The following is a 19078-nucleotide window of genomic DNA, read 5'->3' as shown; positions in this document are numbered from 1 at the left end:
TTTATTTTTTTATAGCAATATATAAAAAGCCAATATTACCGAACTGTTGAGCTCCATCGTAAGACTGAATGAACCATTTCTCAGAACTAAAATCTTTCACATAGGAGGCGATAAGAGATAGATCCAGCGGTACCAGAGACCAAACAGCAATGCGATCAAGTGCTGGATCTAAAGTTTTAAAGATTTTAGGTCCACATCTATAGAGCGGATCGTATTTAACCCTAATATCCTGATGGAGTATAGGCTCAAAATCGCATGGAGCCAATATCAATGACTGCACCCCCTGGGAGTAAAGTGCACTCTCAAGGGAGTTTAATGAAGTGCCTCTTGGCATTTTAATAATGTGATCAATCTGGTATAAAGCGCCAAATAAAAGAAATATAAAAGGAATTAATAAATTCATTTTATATGCACTAAAACCATCAAATATACCTTGCAGTGCTACAGATATCAAAAGAATTATTGGCAAAAATAAAATTAATTGATGTCTTGTTGGCGATAGCGGAACTACACCGCTTAAGTATAGAATATATTGACCAATTATAAATATGATAGAAAACTTTATAATTAATTTATTTTTATTTGAAACATATAATTTTATAATTGTTAATATTAAAAATATTGCAATTAATATGCCAAAAAATAAAGATAATCTTAATTCAAAAAAGTAATTAATAACATCAAAAAAACTCAAGATCAGAAAATCTAAAACTTGGTTTACTCCGGAAATATGATTTAAAAAATTATAATCACCTTCAATTTTATCAGGGAGGGCAGCATATGCTGGTGAAGTATGTTTGCCAGAGATTACGCTACGAAGAAGTAAAAAAATCACAGACGATAGACAAAAAATAAAAGGCATAACCCAATTTTTATACCTTGATTTAGTAAAAAAATCTTTTGGATTTTCAATAAAATTACTAACTCCCAAAATAAAAACGATAGCCAAATATTGATAATTAAACAACACAACCAATGAATTCGCTACTGATGAAATATTGAAATACTTTCCACATGCATTATTTTGGGTTTTTAGATAGGCATTTAAAAGTAGGCCGAAGCAAAATAGATGATAGGAATATGATGTAAAGGTTAAGATCCAATGCGTAAATGGTGCTGATAATAAGATTAGGGCAACAAAGTAAAATGAGGCAGTCCTATTGGATCCAACAGACCTTTGAACAAGCACTAGACCCAAAATGGACAGCAAGAAATATGGAAATAGTAAAAATATCCTTAGGTACTCCCAATTAACAGCCGAGATTCTAGCAAAGTTAAGCCACGGACTTAGTCCTAAGGCATAGGTCCACCTTAGTGGAACTACGAATAAATAAAGAAAAAAATCTTTAAGCCAATCTAATTTATTACCATTTTGAATTAAATGACTAAAGTACTCAGAATAGACTGCTTTAACTGCGGGATCATCCAATTCAATGTAAGTTATCACTGCTCCATATTCGTCATATCCCCAGTGAGGATTTATCAATAGTTTTATAAAAATTAATAGGGAAAACAATAAGATAGAAATTTTATTGTTAAGATATGGCGATGTCCTCATTTAGAATTTATAAATCAATGGCAAGAATGGTGAATAGGTGCTGAATAATCCGAAGTCACTATCTAGACCCATAAGATACCTATAATAGATTCTATATAACAGTACTAATATTACGTATATTTGGAATAATAAAAAAATCATAATATGATTTTCATTGGATGCCAATTTAATTTTTTTAAAATCTATTATGGAGGCAATCAACATTGGCCCGCTAAAAAAAATTATCAAATAGAGTCTTATAGCAACGAGTGGAAAACTAAAGAGAAAAATGTGGGATGCTGCCATCAAAATCCAAGCATGAGCAAATAATCCGCTCCTGCTGTACCAATAGCCTAGAAAATAAATAGGGAGTGACGATAATATATCCTTACTTAAATCAATGTTATCACCATTAATATTCAACTTCAAGAAAATAGTTTTTGACTCCAATTCTACAAGGAAATGAGGTATTAAATCTATAACTTTATATAATATTTGTTTATCTAAATATATAATAATTAAGGCAAAAAAGCTTCCAAAAAAAATTACACGATATTTAACCGATAAAGCAATAATAAATGCCAATAAGGTGGTGGAGTGAGTAAATAAAGCTAGGAAAAATAATATTATTTTTTTATTGATTAAAAAATAACACAAAAATAAACATGCTAAAGCGGCCCTAGTAAATTGAGTACCCCAAAAAAAAGCGCCACTTACCAAAAAAATATTAAATAATATAAACAACAGATTTAAAGTTGTTTTATTTTTATCAATTCTAGATATAATAACATAATATGTAGCCAAGCCAATAATTGTAGAATTAATAAATAATAACTGAATTGGCTGTAAACTCTCTGGAAGGATCCAGTATAAAAAATAAAGGATATACTCTGATCCTTTATTTTGCATACAAGCACTTAATGTATTGCTACATAATTCATAATTTTCATAATATCGAATAAAGTCATCGCCATTAGTTGCATATATTTTTCTTGAAGAATACACCGAAATAAGAGTAGAAATCCCAAAAAATAAATAGGCAATACATGAAACTAAACCTCTCCTTAATATAAAAATAAATCCAGAAATTAAAAAAACTATATTTAAAAAAATGGCTGGTAGCGCTAGACTGAAAATGGGTATTAATAATCCCAGTAAAGATATATTTATCCTTATATTTTTTAATTTAATGGGATTTAGCAACAACATCTAATGATTATAAAGTCATATAAAGTATTATTGATCTTAAACGCGTTAATTGGGCCTTTGTCCTGATCATCATTTTTTTAAAATTCCATGAAGACTCAGCATCCTCCTCGATTGTCACTTCCTCTTTATTAAATCGAATATCCCGAACCAGTCTTATTGCTCTTTTCATTTCTGCAATATAGGGCTTGTAGATTAATTGCTTTTGCCTGCCGCTAAGTACATAACTTGGGTTGGTTAGCTGAACCACATTTTTACCAACCTCCCTGACCACCTTGAAAGAAAACTCTCCCTCCATCTGCAATGCATGAAAATGAAAGAAAATCAGTGGCTCATTATCAACATACACTCGGTTGATTTCATCTGCCGATACTAGGTAATCGCTTACATTCCAAGGCGCAACATTTCCACCGAGTCTATTCAATGCTACAGCCCCTTGAAACAGTTCCGGCATACTTTCAAGATATTTTTGTTCGCCAAATTTACCGTCCTCATAAAAACGTCGACACCACTCTAGACAGCGTTTTCGCCACCACAGCAAAGCCTCATGCCCTATTTTGTCATTTTTTACAGTAAGCCATCCAGCGTTAAAAACTCCAGAAATCTTAGGGGTCATACCCAACCTAGTAGCTAGCTTTGAAAATCGATGCTCTGACAGTAATACAGAACAATTATCAAGTTGATCGTATAGGCATAGGGGGTCTGAAAAAAAGTACAGGTCCGTATCCATATATGTCAGAAATTGAATTTCAGAGTTGCATGAGAGTAGGTAAAGCATCCAGCAAGGTCGAAGAGTGCAGTTATATTCAAACACATCCCTATCACGCTTAACCGAATAAAGTTCAATATCAGTTTTTTCAAACTCTGTTAGCGGGACCAGGCGGACGTGCTCTAAGTTTAGTTTGAATAAAAGCCGATAGACCTCATCGCCATCACATAGAATCCAAAAAACAAATGGATTTGCACTATGGCGTAATAAGGACCAATAAAGAGCCAAAAGCTTAGGAAGACTACTTACTCCGAGTGAAGTGCAAAAATGCAACTGAATGGGGTTATCTTTTTTCATGAAAGCGCTTTCGACGAATTACTACTAATAAAACTGGAATGATTGGGCGCTAGTCCATATTTCTCATTAAATATATCAGACAATTGATTAATAACCGCATCAACTCTGTTATCAACAGTATGGTATTTTTTAACTTTTAACTGTCCTGATTTTGCTATTGCTTTTCGCTCATCCTCATGCTGTAGGTAATATTTAATTTTTTGACAAAGGTCCTCATAAGTGTCATAAACAATAATGTCCTTTCCATCTTCAAATAAATCTAAAAGACCGTTACCAATCCGATCTGTTAAAAGTAGGGCGCCACATGCAAGCGCCTCAAAAACCCTATAATTTAAATCGCGATTTAGACTCAGATTAAAAACAATTTTGGTGGAGCTGTACTCAAAGGCCATATCATCCATAAATAAATTATTTTTAATATTTATTTGTGGAAAATCCACCTTAAGCTTATTTATCATTTCAACGCGCCTTGAATGGACTGAATCCAAAGATCCGACGAAAGAAATATCATGAACTCGTGGTACATTGAAATCTAGCGCCACATCCAATGAGGCGCTCCCTGGAAGCCAGAAAGCATTTTTACCAAAGGCCTGAACATCGTCCTTCATAGAAACAAAAACTCTATCGAAATATGGCGCCTTCGCAACCATTAAATCAAGAAATTGGTGGCTATCGTTAACCCACCATAATTTAATAGCTGAAATTGGTGGGAAAGTTCTAATAAACTGAAACTCCTTGCTTACATGGCCGCTTTCAATCTCCCAAAATACATCCACCTTTAGTCGATTAGCTAGTTCAGCAATCTTTTTGTGCGATCTGGGCCCATCTGAAATATGAAATTCATTATTAGGTCCACAACCAAAAACCTCAATATTTGGATAACGTTTCCGCAAAGCAATATTTACAAATTCAGCCATATGGTGTGATACACGGTTATAGCAAAGTAGTATTCGTATAGATCCATGCTTTGTCGAAACTTTGTTAACATTACCCTGATATAAGAATCGCTTTCGCCTAGCTCTCTCAACCCAGGTGTTTAAGCGCATAATTACTAGCCCAATTAAACGTCTAGGATTTTTAAAATGATATAAATAGGACATGTATTTTTTCTGGACTATGATCCACTTAATTTAATTGGCATAGATAAATGGAAGATTAAACATTCAACGTACCTGTACATTATAATTGAATGCTATTTTTAATCGAGGCAACAAATGCAATACCAAAAATGTCCAATATGTAGCTTCCCTGCTCAGTTTATTTTTAATTCTAAACATAAAAAGAGTATTTACGAATGCTCCAACATAATATGTGGCCACTTATTTACGCCAATTGAAAAAGAAGCTCAGGGCATTTGCGAACGCGCCACAAATATTGAGGACGAATCGGATGAGTTTCTACGTATTTATAACGAGAGAAATATTAGACTGCTTAAATTATTTAACAAGCGTTTAGCTAAAAATAGTTTACCAATCAAACTTCTTGATTTTGGAGCTGGAAATGCTCACATCTCAAGATCTATTAAAAAAATTTGGGCGATAAGTGTGTTATTTACTGCATTGAATCCAACCCCATTTGCTCTGAACTTTATTCCAAATATCAATTAACTCACATTAAAAAAATTGAAGATCTGAAGGAAAAAGTGGATCTAATTTATATGATCGAAGTCATAGAACATCTCGAAGACCCAATAACAACACTTAAAAACTTAAGCGGCAAACTCACCCAGGGTGGCTTCATTTTTCTCTCAACACCACTTGGAAAATCCGAAGAGTCATCAACAATTGCATATGATACAAAGTCTCACTTACATTTTTTTACGGAAAGATCATTAAATCTTGCATTAAAAACAGCCGGTCTTCTAGAAATAAAATATCAATTTTTTCCACAAATGTACCCCTTACCAGAAAAATGGCCGCTATTATTAAATTACGCAAGAATTACAAAATCATTTTTAAAAAAATTGCTGGGGAGTCTAGGCTCAAAGAATAGCGTTAGCCATCTGGTTGGGTTTACAAAGAAAGTTGGTTAATTGCCCACTTGCAATTAACTAAAACCAAACAAACTTAAGTCAAGCTGTTATTTTTAATTCAAGCTTACTCAATGCACTTACCCCACAACCTTCTTAAAGTAAGCAATCGTCTCTTTTAGACTGTCCTCAAGATGGGCCTTAGGCTACCAACCAGGCTTTGCTTTAGCTTATTCGATGTTCGGTTGACACTGCTTAGGATCTTCTGATGGCAGTGGCTGATGAATGATCTTAAATTTACTACCGGAGAGCTTGAGAATCGTTTCAGCCAATTACAGCATCGTAAATTCACCAGGATTGCCAATATTGACTGGGCAAGTAAGCCCTGCTCTGAGTTCATCATTTGCTCTAAACAAGGATTGGGCAATAAATGAGGTAGTGAAGTAGTTATCCACTCCCATTACATCATTACTTTTTTAAAGGAACTTCTCAGTTAGGTGGACGCCTAAAAAGCCTGTGCCTACGGCGGTGAGAATTTTGCGAAATCAATAAACTTAGACTAATTTGATGATCATATTTTTTATTGCCTCTTTATCCCAAGCTGCATAAAAAATAAATCCTTTGAAAAAATAATATTCACAAGGACTGCTGAACACAATTGAGAAAATACTGCCGTGATTGCAGCTCCCTGCAACCCTAAAATTGGAATTAAAAATAAATTTCCCATGACGGATACTGACGCACCAATAAAAGTCTGGAAAAGCATTACATGTGATTTTTTATAATTAAGTATCCAAATACCTTGAGCAAGCCCCAAGAAAATTGGAACGTTAGTAAATACGTAAATACTTAAAATATCACCTGCTGCCTCAAACGAGGATCCGTAAAGCAAAACTAGTAACGGCTTCGCAATAATAGCAATAAGAATTGAAATTCCTATGCTCATAGCTAAGAATAATCTGAACACCAGCAATAGAGAGGCATTAAAATACTTTATGCCTTCGAGCTTTTTTCTCGCCATATATGGACCGAGACTGATGCACGCTAACATTGGAATAACATTCCAAATGCTGGATATTGGCAACATAGCAGCATAAAGACCTAAAGCAGAATCATCCAAGATATTTTTGACCATAATTTGGTCTACTCTCATATAAACCATTATTGCTAGACTGCTCAGAATGTATGGCCACGATTCATGGAGTAGAAAACCCCATCTTTGGAATTGATTCTTCCAACTATTATTCATAGGAAATCTGCGATAAGCGATAAATAACCCAAGCGCATTCAGTGCTGACTCTAAAGCAATTGCTATCGCAAAGGCAACTAATGGGGCGTCTATTAAAATCAGAAATACTTTAAAAATATTTGAAGCCAAATATGCGCATGATTTTGCAATTACCGTTCGACGACTTTGACTTTGACTTTGAAACCAGAGATCTACCGTGTCTGATGCCTGAAAAATTAAGCTTGCGCCTAGTATCATTACGATGAGGAAGCTATTGCTAGAAAATCCATCTATCATGCCGAACCCAAGCACAACAAAAAACCAACAAACTAAACCTGCCAGAATCCGCATACAAAACACTGTACCCAGCATTTCATTTTGGTTGTCTTTATGGCTAGCCAGCTCCCTAACAACAATCCCATCCAGACCAAGACTCACAATAGCCTGGAATATGGCAATAAATGCGATGCAATACGATAAATTACCAAATTGACTTGGACCAAGATATCTTGCGATCCATGCACCGACAATAATTCCCAAAGAAGCCCGCAACAATTTATCAAGGAACAGCCAACCAATGTTGTGGAGCATGGCATGTAAATTATTTCGCCCGACTAATGATTTTCGCAAAGAGAGTGGCATTATTTTCAGCCACCAAGGATCCTGCGTTTTTAACGTCATTCTATTTCCGCCAAAAGTAATAATTTAATATCTTTTAAGAATGTCGAGAACATCATGAAGTTGATAGACTTTATAAATTTATTAAATCATCAAGTACTTTGGGGCTTAAGAACTTTTTTTCTCAAAAGATGGGGTAATGTATTGATACCTAAATATTTCTAAATTTAGAACCTCTTATATTCTAGCTCCTAGTCAGCGTCGGAGGCAGCTAAATCCCGCAGAATTTCTTCAACTTGCAACTTAGATTGGCCATAGGGATTCATGGGTTTTGTTGGATGGTCTTCATCGTATGGTAAGTACTGAGGCTCACCATCAACCGTCGCACTAGAACTAAATACTAAGGTTTTAACGCCGACCTTTTGCATCGCTTGCAAAAGACTAATTGAACCTTGTACGTTATTAGCGTAATACAATACAGGGTTTGCTACAGATTCGCCCGCCGTCTTTAATCCTGCAAAGTCGATCACAGCGTCAATATCGTATTCGCGTAACACCTTCTCAACAATATCGGCATCGCGCATATCTGCCTCAATACAAGGCAAGGCTTTACCTAAAATTTTCTGGAGTCGCTCTAAAACACTTTTTTGGCTATTGCAAAAGTTATCCAACAACACCACTTCGTGACCGGCCTGCGATAGCACTACTGCGGCATGACTACCAATATACCCAGCAGCACCGGTCAATAGCATATTCACAAAGATTACTTTTGGTTATTAGATTGAAAACGACTTACTTAACACCCAATTGAAACCTTAAGCCCGCTAATGCCCGATCCCGGGCCCCAGTTTGCAATTGGCCTACCATCATAAGACCCCATCCGCATAGCCCTTAATCCTGGTAATTACCTGCCTTGCCAGCGCAATCAGTAAGCCCAAAAAGAGACCACCAAAGAGACCGCCAGCTAAAGCCATGCGTTTTTTGGGGGAGATCGGCAAATCACTCGCATAGATTGGGGCGACCAAATGGGTCATGCGGTTTTGACTACTAGTCACCACATTTTTTAAGGCGGTTATCTCATCTAGGTAGTAACGAATCTCGTCTCTGGTTGACAGATAGGCAGCGCTCATGACTGAGCCAGACTTGTCTGCCCTAGCCACCAAATCCTTAGCTTTAGCAAGGCGCACTTCATCATCAGCCAACTTACTCTTCGCCTCTTCAATATAGGGCATCAGAATTTGAGACTGGGTGGTTTTAATCAGCTCAAAAATTGCGTTTGCACAGCTTAAAGCAGCTTCTTGGGAGGGGCCAAAGGTCTTTAGTTCGACCACGTTGGCAGCGCCCTTGGCAGGGGCCAGCTTCATGCTTTTGCTTGGGATTGCTCCCGCATTGCCACTATCGTCTAGCCCACAGGCAGCAATAGTCTGTGGCGTATAGCTGGTTGGAAGGGACATCCTAGAAACCAAGAGGGCGGGCTCCTCGATATTAGTCCCTAGGGGATTCACATTAACGTTAGCGGTGCCGATTTGCGCCATCGCGATTTGGGCTGTTGCTTCATATTGCTTAGGGGTGATTGCCAGGTAAGCAATGGAGAGGGCAATGCCGAGGACACCAAAAACGAAAATCGTTTTATAGGCGCCCTTTAAAAAGCGCAGGATGTCTAGCAGGGAAATTTCTGACTCGTCTTGAGCTTGGATTGTTGAAGTTTTTGAGTTTGGCGTCAGACTATCCATATTTCAGATATTTATTATTAATTAAATAATCATTGATAATAACTTAACCCAAAACTTTATTGAGCCTTTAGGGGGCTTATTTCAGGCTACTAGCCACATTTATTTTCCCAGCTCCATAATTTTCGAAGCCCGATAGGCAGCCATTGAAGTCTCACTAGCCTCTATCACTCATTTTAAAGGGGGTTTTGGGATTTTTGGCCATGCTCAGATTGATAATCTAGAGCCTGAGTAAGGCCAAACCCTATCAGCGTAATACAAAGGTATTTATAGATCGTAAACTCTACTTGACCTCGCAAGCAATAAAAGCTGAAGAAACTTACCGCTAGCCCTAGGATGCAATATTTAGTCAATTGAGCCTGTTGACTTAGCTGAGAGCGGGTAAACGATTTATACAAAGACCAGAGCACGGCTCCAGAAAACAGAAGCTGCGCAAGAACTGCAAATATACCCCCAAAAAAACCATTCGCTAAGAACCAATTATGAGGGCTCTCAACGTTTTGAATCTGAGGGTGATTTAATTGCAGTTGGGTAAAAGCACTATCCCAGGCCAGCCTGCCAAAGCCGTGGCCAAACCATGGGGCCTGAATAATGAGATCAATACCGGGCAACCAAGCATTCTGGACACGATCCGCAATTTGCAGGCTGCGATTGAGGGTGCCGTCAAATAAATGTGGGGCTAGTACAGAGAACAAAAAACGGAGGGCTATTAGAACGCTAGCGAGTACAAGAACCCAAACGATTGTCTGCCCTATTACAACCCAAACTCTTTTAGGCTCGCCGCTAAGAGTCATGGATCTTTTGCGCAAGATCCAAATGCTGATAAAAAATAGTAGCTCTAAAGCCAAAATTCCATAAGTTGATCTAGCGCCCGTACCCCCGCTCAACATGATCACTATTAATAAAAGTCCAATCATGAGGCTCATCAAGAATAGGGATTGTCGATTGATATTTTGATGGTGCAAATGGCCATTGCCCCCAAATATACGGGCCAACAAAAAAGGAGTAAGAAACACATAGCCGTCGCCAAACCAGCGATGCGTGAAGTCGATGCCAATCGGCTGATTGTTCAGGACTTGTAATCCGTGATACCCTAAGTCGCATGCGGCTAATAGGATAAGTGCCATCATGCAAGCGTTCGCAAAGTATTGGAGACTGCGTTGATTTAGTGGAATGACTAATAAGGCAACTATGGCTAGCCCAATATGAACAGCATACTGAGCGCCAAAGGCCACCAAACCATCTAACTGCGGAATTTGAGTTGCAGTCCCCAGCAGAAATAAGGCACTCATCATAGCCAAGCTGCCCGTAACTAACTGATTGGCCTTTGAGCTTCTCATTGTTTGCCAAAGTAGTTTGGCATTTTGCAAGGAAATTAGAGGCAGGCCAAAGAGGATCAAAGCCAGTGCCAAAAAGTCTACCGGCCTTTTAATAAACTCATTAAACACTAAACAGATGTAGAGACCAACCATCCAGAGGTAAGATTTTCGGGCAAACACTTCGAATGGATGAGGATTCGTGTTTAAATTCGAAGGATTGCTCGCATTACTTTTTGATGTTGAAGCTGCCATCGGCCGATTTTAGCAAAGTCCTCATAAAATTTACAAAAAAATGATATTGAAAATAGCCCCTACCGGCCACCTTCCAGCCCATGCCTAATTTAGTCTACCGCCTGCTCAGTCTGGGCCTAATCCTTTTTTCGGGCCTGGGGAGTCTGCATATTCGATTTTTCGATAAGCCGTTTCCCAATCAGTTTTATTGGATCGTGATTTTATTTAGCGGCTTTATCTTTATTTTGACTGGGGGCGGAGTTCTATCTAAACCCCTTTTCGATGGCTTTGGGCGCTTAAAACAATTAAGTCGCCAATGGTGGCAAACCTTTGCCTTGGTCCTACTGATTATTTTGCTGACCCAAAGTAGCCTATTGTTTTCTCGAGTGTGGCTTGTGCTTTGGGGATTGCTGACTTGGGTACTCTTAATTTCGCAAGACCTCATTTACAGCCACCTCATTCGGCATAAACTGATTCAATCCTATAAGCAGACCTCAATCGCGATTATTGGCGAAAACGCAGCATCCCAAAGATTAATTGAATACATTGCAGCAGATAACTACTCTGACTACAAAATCCAAACCCATCTTAAAAGAGTAGATAGAGAGCAATTACAAGAATTAAGCCGCCTTCAACTTGATGAAATTTGGGTCTGCCTTACCCTGGATGAAGCCGGTCAATTTAAAGAGATCCTGAAAAACTTATCGAATAGTTCAGCCAAAATTAAATTTAGCCCCGATCTATTTATGCATCGCCTACTCAATCATGGCATTAGTGAGGTAGCGGGTGTCCCTATGATTGATATCTCTAGCTCACCATTTGTGGGTAATCGCTTGTATCTCAAGAATATTGAAGATTTTTTCTTATCTCTTGTTTTTTGTATTTTGTTTTCGCCAGTCTTTATTACTTTGGCGGCACTAGTAAAACTGAATTCTCCTGGTCCGATTTTTTATCGGCAACTACGTGTAGGCCTTAACGGCAAACCTTTTGAAATGCTGAAATTCCGCTCAATGCCAGTAGATATTGAAAAAGCAGGAGTGCAATGGGGTGGGGCCCAGAATAAGGTCGTGGATTCTTTTTCAGCATTTTTACGAAAGTACAACCTGGATGAACTACCCCAATTTTTTAATGTACTCCGCGGCCAAATGTCGATCGTCGGCCCCCGCCCTGAACGCATAGAATTTATCGAGCAATTTGCTAATGAGATTCCCAACTATGCCAAAAAACATTTAGTCAAAGCGGGCATTACGGGATGGGCACAGATTCATGGACTGCGGGGTGATACCGATTTAAACCAACGCATTGAGTATGACCTGTTCTATATTGAAAACTGGTCTTTAGCTCTAGATCTTAAAATCATCCTGCTAACTGCGATTGAGCCTTTTTCCAGAAATCGACGTCATGTCTAGCGGGACTGACTCTGGAGACTTTTGACCAGGTCTGTAAATTTCAACTTGAACTGCATTTTTGAAAATTTCTCAGTTGAGGTTTTAATAATCTCTGGGATAAATTGATCTGCTGTGTTTTCATACTGATCGATAGCTGCATTTAAAGAGGCTACCGTTTGATCTGCAAAGAAAATTCCGGTTTCACCATCCATTACTGTATCTAGCACCCCGCCCTGCCCATAGGCAATCACAGGCCTACCTGAGGACATGACTTCAACAGGAATAATGCCGAAATCTTCTAGGCCGGGAAATATAAGGGCCTTGCATTGGGAAACCAACTTTTGGATCTGGGAGTCTTCCAATCGTCCCATAAATTGAATATTTGATTTGGCAATTTTCTTTAAATCTTTGAGCATATTGCCCTGCCCCACCACAATCAGCTTTCTTCCTGAAGCATTGAATGCCTCAATTGCCAAATCAGGTCGCTTGTATTGAATGACTTGACCAAATAATAAGTAGTAATCATCCGCCTTGGAGGAGATCTGAAAGGCCTCTAAATCCACCGGTGGATGAATAACAATCGATTCGCGACCATAACAATTTTGGATTCTGCGCTGCACCGTGGTGGAATTTGCCACAAATTGGTCTACTCTTTGGGCCGTCCAGCGATCCCAAATACGCAAGGGTTTCATGCACAAGAGCATCATCCCTTTTTTAAATAAGCCTACTGAACGATAGTACTCATCAAATAAATCCCAAACATAGCGCATAGGCGAATGGCAATAGCAAATGAAAAGTGCATTTTTACTTAACCGCACGCCTTTAGAAGGCCCTGATTCCGCACTGATCACTAAATCATATTGCTTGAGATTTAAGAAACACAATGCTAAAGGCATCAAGGGTAAGTAATTTTGGTACCAGGCAACAGCGTTCGGCAGCCTTTGTATGAAACTCGTTTTGATCCGATGACGCTTAATCGTTTCTGAAATGGCACTTGAATCATAAACATGAGTATAAATATCGGCATCGGGATAGAGTTCGCAAAGCGCTTCGAGCACTTTTTCCCCGCCCCGCATGTTTACTAACCAGTAATGAACGATCGCAACCTTCAAATCAACTCTCTAATAGATTGCATGACAGAATCGACGCTAATCGATTTCATACAAACAGCATCATGACAATCTGCATAGTTTTTTCCATCGTAACAAGGTGAGCAGGCAACTTGATTGCCCAACTGAATCCCAACGGTTCTAGTTCTACCTAAAGGTAATATGGCATTCATTGGCGTAGGGCCAAATAAAGCAATCATAGGCGCTTGAGTTAAACATGCTAGATGCATAGGTCCTGTGTCATGCACTACCGTCAATTTAGAGTCATTTAATAAATGAATAAGCTCTAAGAGGGATGTTTTACCAACTAAGTCAACGACGGGTAAACCCATAAAATCATCTCTAACCCACTGGTCTTCTGGACCGCCAGCGATAAGCACTGTCTCGTTCTGCTCAATTAATTTTTTAGCCAGTTCTACATAATGAGAAATTGGCCATCTTCGCAAGCCATCGTCTCGAAGTATATTTTTTGCTCCTCCTGGGACCAAAACAACATAAGTATTTTTATCAAGTCCAGATAAATTCTGTAGAGGTTCATATTCTGATATAAATGAATGCCCAAAATCTAGTGTAGCTTTTGCAACATTCAAATCCGTCTCAGGATATGCATTAGATGAATGTAAAAGCCGCCAGTATTCATAAATGCGATTTCTCGATTGCAGCATGGGGTTAAATTGTTTTTGTGGAAAGTCAATACTTGGAATCCAAAACATGCATGCCGTAAGCAAGCGATATCGCCAATCAACATAAGCTGTAACAATTTTTTGATTACTATAAGAAAGTTTAGTAATTTTCAATGCAGCCAAAAATAAATGGATTACCCTATTCAGGGGATTGCCAAAAAATATTTTTTTGTCGTCAATGGCAATAACTTGATCAGCAATTTCAAAAGCTTCAATCAGCGCTGCATTTGACTGACTAGTGATCCAACTTACCTTGACAGCCGGAAACTTTTTCTTAAAAGCAAAGAGGGCAATGGCAAGCTGAACGATATCGCCAATTCCACCGAGCTTTACAAGCGTGATCTTCATGATAAATTCAGTCCATTATTCAAAAAGCCGTAAAACTAGCCAAATCAAATTACCCTTAAAGCCCTATTTTATCTTGCAATACTTTAATAATGATTATTAATCAGTATAGTGATTTAAAGGGCCCAATCACATTGACTTCACGTAAAATGAATTTGTACAGCTTATCCAACTCAATCCGGAACCATTGAATGCTGGTCTCTGTTTTAATTAATAACTATAACTATGAACGCTTTCTTGCAGAGTGCATTCAAAGCGCCATTTCCCAATCCTACCCTGATGTCGAGATTATTTTGGTTGATGATGGCTCAATAGACCAATCAATCAAACTAGCCGAGTCTTTTAAGGGCCAAATTCGGGTTATCTCTCAAGCCAATGGAGGACAAGGCAGCGCCTACAATACCGGCTTTAAGGAGGCTCGTGGAGAAATCCTTATTTTTCTGGATTCCGATGATCTTTTGCTGCCCAATACAATCAAAGAGATTGTGGACGTTTTCAAAGATCGAGCAATTACTAAAGTGCAATGGCGGCTTGCCTTAATAGATGATGACAGCAATCAGATTGGCAGCCTCTTTCCTGAAACGCTCCATGACGGTGATGTGCGACCCATCATCAAAAAATTTGGTAATTACGCTAGCCCTCCTGGAAGCGGAAATGCTTATAGAAGATCAGCGTTAATCAATTTTTTTCCAATGGCCAAACATGACTGGAAAATAGGCGCAGATACATTGCCCGCTTTGGTAGCTCCTTTCAGCGGGAAAGTTCATAGCCTAAAGCGTTACGGTGGGTTTTATCGAATTCATCACAAAACCCAACCTGTGAATACCTTTGTTATGAACAATAGCCCTTCCATTCCATCAAAGGCGGTTGAACTGGCTGTGAAGACCCAAAATTTAGTATATGAAGCCTTATCCAAAGTAGATTTGGTTTCTGAACCGCCTCAGTATGCAATGCCTGCTCAAATCAAACTGCGGTTAATCTCATTACGAGTCGCGCCACAGGATCATCCGATTCCAAAAGACTCTAGGATTCAATGCTTAAAAGATGGATTTAGTTCAATCTTCTACTGGCCAGGCTTCTCACTAAAAAAACGCCTTCTTTATATCGCGTGGATGATTGCCGTAGCTCTGTTACCGTACGCCCTAGCAAAAAAAGTCATCATTGCCGGCATGAATAGAATTCGTAACTAAGATGTCTAAAGCATTACTTCATGGCGCCTCCGCCAATCTCTTAGCCAGAGTAAGCGGACTTGCTGCTAGCTTTCTCAATATTTTCTTACTTGGGCGCCTTCTCAATATTGAAGACTTTGGATTGTGGGCATGGCTCTTTGCAATCTACTCGCTGATTACCAGCCAAGATTTTGGATACATTAGTGCCATGCGAGTTCGAATTGGAAGACATATTCAAACTGAAAAGTCACAACAACAAAGACTACTCTATACAGCCGCCTTACTGATGACAATTTTTGTTCTCGTCGTAGTTATATTTGGCATATTTGGATACAGCTTTATTTTTGGAAATTCAACCGAAGAAGAGCGACTTCGTAATCTCGCAATTTTTTGCTCCTCTGCCACAATCTTGGGGACCGTTTCAGCTCAGGCTTTACTTGCGCACCTTCATACTGCGATCGTTGGTCTGATTGAGACTTTACGTTCGATCATACAAATTATTATTTACGCCCTGGCGTATTTTTTTAATTGGAGCTTGACAAGCCTCGTATTTTGTTTTTTTATCACGTGCTTGATCTACATCCCACTGGTTACAAAACTATATCTATCCACCACCAGATGGCAGTTTTCAGAAATTTACTTCACGGCAAAAAATCATTGGGCTCAACTCAAATCAATTGGGCTTACCCTGTGTAAGGAAGGCTGGATTTTATGGGTTGTTCAAATCGGCATGACCATGCTGATTGGCTCGGATGTTTATCTGTCTGGTTTTTTTCTTGAGCCCCAAGATATCGCAAAAGTAAATATTATTTCCCGTTTTCAACTCTTGGGGGTGGGCCTACTGGCCGCAGCTCTGACTCCTGTAATCGCCGGCTTTGTTGTGCAGGTCGAGAGTGTTGATAAAAGACTTGCCACTAAAAAAATAAACGCTGCCTATCTCATTTTTTTAGGAGTTGGGTTTCTATACTCCGCCGTCTTTTTTAGCTGGGGTCAATCTTTGTCAATGCTATGGGGGCATATTGAGATAGATTATCCAATAGTCTTTGTACTATCTGGCCTGTTACTTTTCTTAACGCTATCGACGACATTGATGCAGATCTTTTTGCAATTTCCAATGGTCTCTGTGAGATTGGGCCCTTGGTTAATCAGCATTATTGCTTTGAAAATTTTCTTATCTGGGTGGCTCACTGCTTTATATGGCTATATAGGTATATTTATGGCTAGCATCGTTGCAGTCAGTATTTTTTTGATACTGTCCTACTCCCTCATTCTAAAACAGGGCATTTATGAGCGACTCCACACAGCACCATAGCGCAACAAGTGATGTCACGATAGTCTATCCCTCGATTGGATATACAGGTGGGGTTGAGCGCGTTATGGCTGAGGTATTGAAGTTTCTCTTCAACAACAATTACCAGATTCAGGTCATCTGCTCAGAGATAGATGATTCACTTCGCCCACTATGTAGCAAAGTGCATACCATTCGAATCCAGAAATCCAATCACCTGCTCTGGGATATGTTTCATACGGCTCACTGGATGCTGCAAGCAGGACGGCAGGCCAAGCTAGCAAATAAGTTAAAAAGTCGCATTATCAGTGCGCCCTGCGCGCTGTTTACCGCAGATTTGGTGATGGCGGGTAGCTGTCATATAGCAGCCCAATTTGAACGATTGAAACGAGGCTCTTTTAAATGGCTCCTTAATCCTAAGCACTGGTTTTATATCTTTTGTGAAGCAAGTATTTTTTTGAGGAATCAATCACAGATCTTGGTGCCATCGAAGAGGACAAAATCAGAGATTGATTGTTTTTATCCTCCAGCAAAGAATCGAATCCATGTTGTACCGCATGGCGTTGATTCTTCCATCTTTTATCCAGCGGATGGCTCCAAAACAGAAATTCGTAATTCAATCGGCTTTCCTGAAGATGCCGTCATCTTTCTCACGGTGACGAATGAAATTAAGCGCAAAGGCTGTCTTATTGTTCTGGAAGCACTCAAGTTGATTGAGCAAAACGGGGTTAAATTTCATTATCTTGTAGTCGGTCGCGATGACTCCTCAGAGCTTTTATCCAAAGCAAGGGGTTTGGGTTTAGAGTCTGTTGTTTCAGCCATACCAGGCGTCCATGGAGCAGAACTAGTAAGACTTTTTCAAGCTTCCGACCTATTTGTTTTGCCTACTGAATACGAATCTTTTGGTCTGGTAGGTATCGAGGCACTCGCATGCGGCCTCCCCGTTCTGTGCACCAAAGTAGGTGGGTTAGAAGACTACGTCACTAATGGTCAAGATGGCATTTTTGTAGAAAGAACAAGTGCTGATATTGCACGAGGTCTGAAATACTTCTTTTCGCTTGCGCCCGATGCAAAAAGAGATATGCGGGATCTTGCAATCAAGAAATCCAAAGCCTACCAATGGTCAGAGGTATTGCAACCAATTCTGAGTATTCTAAATAAATAGCACTGACTTAGTTTTTACTACTAGCTAACTCTTCTGTTTATGAAAATTCCAGCCGCTCTTGCACATTACCTGTAAATCACGTTTAGCTTGCCAGCCCAAGAGATTTTTGGCCTTATCTGCTTTAGCGTAATAGATGGCTAAATCGCCGCTACGGCGCGGCTGTACTTTCCTAACAATCGTGGAGTTAGCCGCTTGTTCAAAGGCGCCAATTAGGTCGTAGACACTATACGAAACACCAGTCCCCAAATTGATTGCATGAAAACCAGGATGCTGATTGACAAAATTGAGCGCTGCTACATGGCCTTCTGCGAGATCCATCACATGAATATAGTCACGCTCACCAGTGCCGTCTTTGGTTTCATAGTCATCGCCAAAGATATTAAGATGAGGCAATTTTCCGCTGGCAACCTGACAAATATAGGGCATCAAATTATTAGGAACCCCCTTTGGAGACTCGCCAATGAGTCCAGATTCATGGGCTCCTACCGGATTAAAGTAGCGCAAGGCAACTACTGACCAACTCGGATCAGACTTCACCAAGTCTTGTAGTATTTCCTCAACCTGTAGTTTGGTTTTTCCATAAGTATTAATAGGCTCTAAAGGGTGATCTTCGTCATAAGGCAAATACTGTGGCACACCATAGACGGTGGCGCTAGAACTAAAAATGAATTTATTGATTTTCTCAGCTTGCATCGCCTCAATTAAATTGATCGTTCCGCAGACATTATTGTCGTAATACTTCAAGGGGTCCTGGGCGGACTCAGCAACTGACTTTAGACCAGCAAAATGCATCACGGCCTCAATCTGATTATCCGAAAGGATTTTCCTAAGCGCCAGCCCTTCCCGGATGTCGGCCTCGTAGAAGCGCAATTTTTTACCTGTAATTGACTCAAGATTAGCTAAAACTTCCATTTGGCTATTACAGAGGTTATCTAGTATGACTACTTGATGCCCCTGCTGAGCAAGTACAACAGCAGTGTGGCTGCCAATAAATCCTAAACCCCCAGTAAGCAAAATATTCATAGTC

Annotated in this window: 18 protein-coding genes; 6 read left to right on the top strand and 12 right to left on the bottom strand. The window is 39.3% G+C overall.

What is annotated here, in order from left to right:
* Window position 1: 1 nt before the first annotated feature.
* Genes C2757_RS01650 through C2757_RS01635 form a run of 4 tightly spaced genes read right to left on the bottom strand, consistent with a single transcriptional unit; the run spans window position 2 to window position 4726 of the window.
* On the bottom strand, window positions 2–1558 hold the full coding sequence (locus tag C2757_RS01650; protein ID WP_215375309.1) for a hypothetical protein: 1557 nt from the start codon (window positions 1556–1558) through the stop codon (window positions 2–4).
* Window positions 1559–2746, bottom strand: coding sequence for an EpsG family protein (locus tag C2757_RS01645; protein ID WP_215375307.1), 1188 nt, complete (start codon window positions 2744–2746; stop codon window positions 1559–1561). It lies immediately after the preceding gene.
* Window positions 2747–2753: 7 nt separating this feature from the next.
* Complete coding sequence (locus C2757_RS01640) at window positions 2754–3809, bottom strand: hypothetical protein (protein WP_215375305.1); 1056 nt, start codon at window positions 3807–3809, stop codon at window positions 2754–2756.
* Window positions 3806–4726, bottom strand: a complete 921-nt coding sequence (locus C2757_RS01635; protein ID WP_215375303.1) for a glycosyltransferase — start codon at window positions 4724–4726, stop codon at window positions 3806–3808. The genes C2757_RS01640 and C2757_RS01635 overlap by 4 nt, the downstream gene beginning before the upstream one ends.
* Before the next feature lie 297 nt (window positions 4727–5023).
* On the opposite strand from C2757_RS01635, the gene C2757_RS01630 reads away from it, so the two are divergent.
* Complete coding sequence (locus C2757_RS01630) at window positions 5024–5416, top strand: hypothetical protein (protein ID WP_215375301.1); 393 nt, start codon at window positions 5024–5026, stop codon at window positions 5414–5416.
* On the top strand, window positions 5341–5841 hold the full coding sequence (locus C2757_RS01625; RefSeq protein ID WP_215375299.1) for a class I SAM-dependent methyltransferase: 501 nt from the start codon (window positions 5341–5343) through the stop codon (window positions 5839–5841). Before C2757_RS01630 ends, C2757_RS01625 begins: the two co-directional genes overlap by 76 nt.
* Before the next feature lie 269 nt (window positions 5842–6110).
* On the opposite strand, the gene C2757_RS09035 is transcribed toward C2757_RS01625, so the two are convergent.
* The 5 genes from C2757_RS09035 to C2757_RS01605 all read right to left on the bottom strand — a co-directional run bounded on the left by C2757_RS09035 (window position 6111) and on the right by C2757_RS01605 (window position 10694).
* Window positions 6111–6233 (bottom strand): hypothetical protein, encoded by a 123-nt coding sequence (locus C2757_RS09035; protein WP_256438128.1) that lies wholly within the window; start codon window positions 6231–6233, stop codon window positions 6111–6113.
* A 125-nt stretch (window positions 6234–6358) separates the two neighbouring features.
* Window positions 6359–7687 carry a flippase gene (locus C2757_RS01620; protein ID WP_215375297.1) on the bottom strand — a complete coding sequence of 443 codons (1329 nt, stop codon included), beginning with the start codon at window positions 7685–7687 and terminating at the stop codon, window positions 6359–6361.
* A gap of 188 nt (window positions 7688–7875) precedes the next feature.
* A complete protein-coding gene (locus tag C2757_RS01615) occupies window positions 7876–8376 on the bottom strand; it encodes an SDR family NAD(P)-dependent oxidoreductase (RefSeq protein ID WP_251366805.1) in 501 nt (166 codons plus the stop codon).
* 114 nt (window positions 8377–8490) lie between these two features.
* Window positions 8491–9357, bottom strand: a complete 867-nt coding sequence (locus C2757_RS01610) for a Wzz/FepE/Etk N-terminal domain-containing protein (protein WP_215375293.1) — start codon at window positions 9355–9357, stop codon at window positions 8491–8493.
* Between the two features lie 173 nt (window positions 9358–9530).
* Entirely contained in the window at window positions 9531–10694 is a 1164-nt protein-coding gene (locus C2757_RS01605; RefSeq protein WP_215375291.1) for an O-antigen ligase family protein, read from the bottom strand.
* 311 nt (window positions 10695–11005) lie between these two features.
* Between C2757_RS01605 and C2757_RS01600 the strand changes: the two genes are divergently transcribed.
* On the top strand, window positions 11006–12313 hold the full coding sequence (locus tag C2757_RS01600) for an exopolysaccharide biosynthesis polyprenyl glycosylphosphotransferase (RefSeq protein WP_215375289.1): 1308 nt from the start codon (window positions 11006–11008) through the stop codon (window positions 12311–12313).
* Here the strand turns inward: C2757_RS01600 and C2757_RS01595 are convergent.
* Both C2757_RS01595 and C2757_RS01590 read right to left on the bottom strand, forming a co-directional pair.
* Complete coding sequence (locus tag C2757_RS01595) at window positions 12310–13404, bottom strand: glycosyltransferase (RefSeq protein ID WP_215375287.1); 1095 nt, start codon at window positions 13402–13404, stop codon at window positions 12310–12312. The genes C2757_RS01600 and C2757_RS01595 overlap by 4 nt on opposite strands.
* Window positions 13401–14432 carry a glycosyltransferase family 9 protein gene (locus tag C2757_RS01590; RefSeq protein ID WP_215375285.1) on the bottom strand — a complete coding sequence of 344 codons (1032 nt, stop codon included), beginning with the start codon at window positions 14430–14432 and terminating at the stop codon, window positions 13401–13403. Before C2757_RS01590 ends, C2757_RS01595 begins: the two co-directional genes overlap by 4 nt.
* Before the next feature lie 188 nt (window positions 14433–14620).
* Between C2757_RS01590 and C2757_RS01585 the strand changes: the two genes are divergently transcribed.
* Genes C2757_RS01585 through C2757_RS01575 form a run of 3 tightly spaced genes read left to right on the top strand, consistent with a single transcriptional unit; the run spans window position 14621 to window position 18051 of the window.
* Entirely contained in the window at window positions 14621–15619 is a 999-nt protein-coding gene (locus C2757_RS01585; protein WP_215375283.1) for a glycosyltransferase family 2 protein, read from the top strand.
* A gap of 1 nt (window position 15620) precedes the next feature.
* Window positions 15621–16910, top strand: a complete 1290-nt coding sequence (locus tag C2757_RS01580; protein WP_215375281.1) for a lipopolysaccharide biosynthesis protein — start codon at window positions 15621–15623, stop codon at window positions 16908–16910.
* Complete coding sequence (locus tag C2757_RS01575) at window positions 16885–18051, top strand: glycosyltransferase family 4 protein (protein WP_256438127.1); 1167 nt, start codon at window positions 16885–16887, stop codon at window positions 18049–18051. Before C2757_RS01580 ends, C2757_RS01575 begins: the two co-directional genes overlap by 26 nt.
* A gap of 24 nt (window positions 18052–18075) precedes the next feature.
* On the opposite strand, the gene galE is transcribed toward C2757_RS01575, so the two are convergent.
* The gene (gene galE / locus C2757_RS01570) at window positions 18076–19074 is read right to left on the bottom strand and encodes a UDP-glucose 4-epimerase GalE (protein ID WP_215375275.1); all 999 of its coding nucleotides are present in this window, start codon (window positions 19072–19074) and stop codon (window positions 18076–18078) included.
* Window positions 19075–19078: the final 4 nt, after the last annotated feature.

The sequence above is a fragment of the Polynucleobacter sp. MWH-Svant-W18 genome (assembly GCF_018687495.1).
Lineage (GTDB): Bacteria > Pseudomonadota > Gammaproteobacteria > Burkholderiales > Burkholderiaceae > Polynucleobacter.
Note: the sequence above shows the minus strand (reverse complement) of the source record. Positions and strands in the feature narration are given on the sequence as shown.